This is a genomic window from Bacillus coahuilensis m4-4, from assembly GCF_000171615.1.
GTDB lineage: Bacteria > Bacillota > Bacilli > Bacillales > Bacillaceae_K > Bacillus_T > Bacillus_T coahuilensis.
Genome location: NZ_ABFU01000004.1, coordinates 1 through 3,449 on the forward strand (window position 1 = coordinate 1; position 3,449 = coordinate 3,449).

Annotated in this window: 5 protein-coding genes; all 5 read left to right on the forward strand. The window is 38.9% G+C overall.

Annotation, left to right across the window (positions count from 1 at the left end; all coding sequences use genetic code 11):
- The first annotated feature begins 60 nt into the window (after positions 1-60).
- Genes dnaX through M44_RS00645 form a run of 5 tightly spaced genes read left to right on the forward strand, consistent with a single transcriptional unit; the run spans position 61 to position 3,269 of the window.
- On the forward strand, positions 61-1,764 hold the full coding sequence (dnaX, locus tag M44_RS00625; protein ID WP_010169450.1) for a DNA polymerase III subunit gamma/tau: 1,704 nt from the start codon (positions 61-63) through the stop codon (positions 1,762-1,764).
- 22 nt (positions 1,765-1,786) lie between these two features.
- A complete protein-coding gene (locus M44_RS00630; RefSeq protein WP_010169448.1) occupies positions 1,787-2,107 on the forward strand; it encodes a YbaB/EbfC family nucleoid-associated protein in 321 nt (106 codons plus the stop codon).
- Between the two features lie 16 nt (positions 2,108-2,123).
- Positions 2,124-2,720, forward strand: coding sequence for a recombination mediator RecR (gene recR, locus M44_RS00635; RefSeq protein ID WP_010169446.1), 597 nt, complete (start codon positions 2,124-2,126; stop codon positions 2,718-2,720).
- A gap of 14 nt (positions 2,721-2,734) precedes the next feature.
- The gene (locus tag M44_RS00640) at positions 2,735-2,953 is read left to right on the forward strand and encodes a YaaL family protein (protein WP_010169443.1); all 219 of its coding nucleotides are present in this window, start codon (positions 2,735-2,737) and stop codon (positions 2,951-2,953) included.
- A gap of 49 nt (positions 2,954-3,002) precedes the next feature.
- Positions 3,003-3,269 (forward strand): pro-sigmaK processing inhibitor BofA family protein, encoded by a 267-nt coding sequence (locus M44_RS00645; RefSeq protein WP_010169441.1) that lies wholly within the window; start codon positions 3,003-3,005, stop codon positions 3,267-3,269.
- Positions 3,270-3,449 lie beyond the last annotated feature (180 nt).

Consider the following 3,449-nt stretch of genomic DNA (forward strand, 5'->3'; position numbering starts at 1 on the left):
TTTCATTCCCTACAAAATAAGTTATAATAGTGGGAGTGATTATGGTGGAGGAGGGAGAAAATGGGTTATCAGGCTTTATATCGTGTGTGGCGTCCGCAGACGTTTGAGGATGTAGTGGGTCAGCAGCACGTTACACAGACGCTTCAGAACGCCCTCCTTCAGGACAAGATCTCCCATGCGTACTTATTCTCGGGTCCTAGGGGTACTGGGAAGACGAGTGCGGCAAAGATTTTAGGGAAAGCTGTTAACTGTGAACGAGCTCCGATTGCAGAACCTTGTAATGAATGTGCAGCTTGTAAAGGTATTATGGATGGATCAATTCAAGATGTTATTGAAATTGATGCTGCATCCAACAACGGAGTAGAAGAAATACGAGATATTCGAGATAAAGTGAAATTTGCTCCAAGTGCTGTTCGATTTAAGGTCTATATTATTGATGAAGTGCATATGTTATCTATTGGTGCGTTTAATGCTCTGTTAAAGACGTTAGAAGAGCCACCAAAGCACGTTATGTTCATTTTAGCGACCACAGAACCACACAAAATTCCTTTAACCATTATTTCTCGTTGTCAACGCTTTGACTTTAAACGAATTACTCCGCGTGACATCGTTGGGAGAATGTCCTACATAGCAAATGAATCTGGTGTAGACGTTGAAGAGCAAGCGCTTCATGTTATTGCAAGAGCGGCAGAAGGTGGAATGCGTGACGCCCTTAGCTTATTAGATCAGGCGATTTCATTCAGTGATGATAAAGTTATGGTCGGTGATGCGTTAACTGTAACAGGTGCTGTAGCTCAGGTTCACTTAAATCAATTAGCGAAGGCTATCCATGAGAAAGAAGCGTCAAACGCTTTGCAATCCCTTGAAGAGTTGGTTAATCAAGGGAAGGACCCATCAAGATTAGTAGAAGATTTAATTATGTACTTCAGAGATATGCTTCTTTTTAAAACAGCTCCGTCTCTTGAACAATCTTTAGAGCGGGTTTTACTGGATGAGCAGTTCCAATCATTAGCGGAATCTATTCAACCGGAACAAATCTATGAGTACATTGATATACTTAATCACGCTCAGCAAGAAATGAGATTTACAAATCATACAAAAATCTATTTAGAAGTGTCGTTAGTGAAGCTTAGTCAATTGAATGTTTCCCATCAGGTTGCACAATCAATAGAAGTGGAGCAATTAACGAATAAAATAGAACAGCTAGAGCGTGCATTAAAAGATATACAACAAAAAGGATTAGTGGTACAAGGTCAGTCGGAAGCGGCACCTAGTTCTCCGCAGAAAAAAACGCCGAGAACACAAAGGATGAAGATTCCGGTTGGGCGTATACACGATATTTTATCTCAAGCAACGAAGCAGGACCTTCAACTATTAAAAAGTCGTTGGGGTGACATGCTTCAGCAATTAAATCAGAGACAAATGAGATCTCAAGCAGCCTTATTAAATGATGCTGAACCAGTGGCAGCATCCTCCAAAGCATTTGTGTTAAAATTCAAATATCAAATTCATTGCCAAATGGCAATGGATAACCAACAATTCGTCGAATCCATCGCTACTATTTTAGAAGGATTAATCGGATTGAGGTTAGAAATCGTTGGCGTTCCAGAAGAAAACTGGAGTGATATTCGCAAAGAATTTTTACAAACCAATCAGTCTGACGACGAGTCACCTGATACTGACCAATCATCTAAGCCAGACGATCCACTTTTATCTGAAGCATTAAAGCTTGTGGGATCTGATCTGTTAGAAATAAAAGAATAACCAATACTAGGAGGTACTCACTATGCGTGGTGGTATGGGAAATATGCAAAATATGATGAAGCAAATGCAAAAAATGCAAAAGAAAATGGCTGAGGCTCAAGAAGAACTGGGAGAAAAAAGATTAGAAGGTACGGCTGGCGGCGGTATGGTCACAGTCATTGTATCTGGTCACAAGGAAGTTCTAGAAGTAAATATCAAAGAAGAAGTAGTCGATCCAGAAGATATCGATATGCTTCAAGATCTAGTGCTAGCAGCAACAAATGAAGCGTTGAAAAAAGCAGATGAATTAACTTCATCTACTATGGGGAAATTTACACAAGGAATGAACATTCCAGGATTATAATATAGGGGGAATCTCCGTGCATTACCCTGAACCGATTACGAAGCTAATAGATAGCTTCATGAAATTGCCAGGCATCGGTCCGAAAACGGCTGCTCGTCTGGCTTTTTTCGTTTTAAATATGAAAGAAGATACGGTATTAGAATTTGCAAAAGCGTTAGTGAATGCGAAACGTAATTTAGGGTATTGTTCTGTATGTGGCCACATTACAGATCAGGATCCTTGTTATATCTGTCAAGATGACAAGCGAGACGCGAGCATTATTTGTGTGGTTCAGGATCCAAAAGATGTGATAGCAATGGAGAAGATGAAGGAGTTTAGGGGTAAATATCATGTTCTTCATGGAGCAATCTCTCCTATGGAAGGAATTGGACCAGAGGATATCAATGTTCCAGATTTACTGAAACGTCTTCAAAATGAAGAAGTGCAAGAAGTAATCCTAGCTACCAACCCTAATATAGAAGGGGAAGCCACAGCTATGTATATCTCACGCTTATTAAAGCCGGCAGGAATTCGTATTACTAGAATTGCTCACGGTCTTCCGGTGGGTGGAGATTTAGAGTACGCAGATGAAGTGACGTTGTCAAAAGCGTTAGAAGGTCGACGTGACATTTAGCTGGAGGTGAGACCATGATATTCTCGAAAAAGCACAAGCTTCGTAAAGAGTACGATGAACAATTAATTCAATTAATGAGAAGTACACGAGACCAATGGAATCATAAAAAAGAAATAGAAGAAATTAGCATAGAGAAGACATTTGAACTTCTTTGTGAACGAAAGATTGCGGAAGCAAAATATTTCTTTCTATTTAAAGAAGCAAAACACAGAAAGATAGTCATAAACAAGTAGATCCGCCTCATACTCTTTTATTAGGGGTATAAAAGAGAGAGGTGGTTTTTTGAATCCGGTAATTGTTATTGGAGTGTTAAGTGGCTTGGTATTTTTATTGCTCGTTTCTGGTACAAGCTTTAAACCCTTTCAATTTTTAGGGCAAGGTGTTATTAAGATTTTGATAGGGGCTCTGTTCTTGTTCTTTTTAAATGCATTTGGAGGACAAGTTGGTCTACATGTACCTATTAATTTGGTAACAGCATCGATAGCTGGATTATTAGGGATCCCAGGAGTAGCAGGCCTTGCTGTTATTCAAATGGTGATTTTAGTTTAAAAGAAAAAACTGTAGAGAAAAAAAATCTACAGTTTTTTCTTTTTTATGTTGACGTTTAATTAGAAACCATGTTAGTATATTCAAGTCGCCAAAAACGACAGGCAAACGAAACAAAATCAACTTAACAAAAGTTGTTGACACGATAGTTTCTAAATGCTATACTAATTAAGGTAAGGGAAA

Bases quoted from the DNA above. Each gene is read 5' to 3' on its own strand.
- dnaX (WP_010169450.1), top strand. From the start codon at position 61: ATGGGTTATCAGGCTTTATATCGTGTGTGGCGTCCGCAGACGTTTGAG.
- M44_RS00630 (WP_010169448.1), top strand. From the start codon at position 1,787: ATGCGTGGTGGTATGGGAAATATGCAAAATATGATGAAGCAAATGCAA.
- M44_RS00640 (WP_010169443.1), top strand. From the start codon at position 2,735: ATGATATTCTCGAAAAAGCACAAGCTTCGTAAAGAGTACGATGAACAA.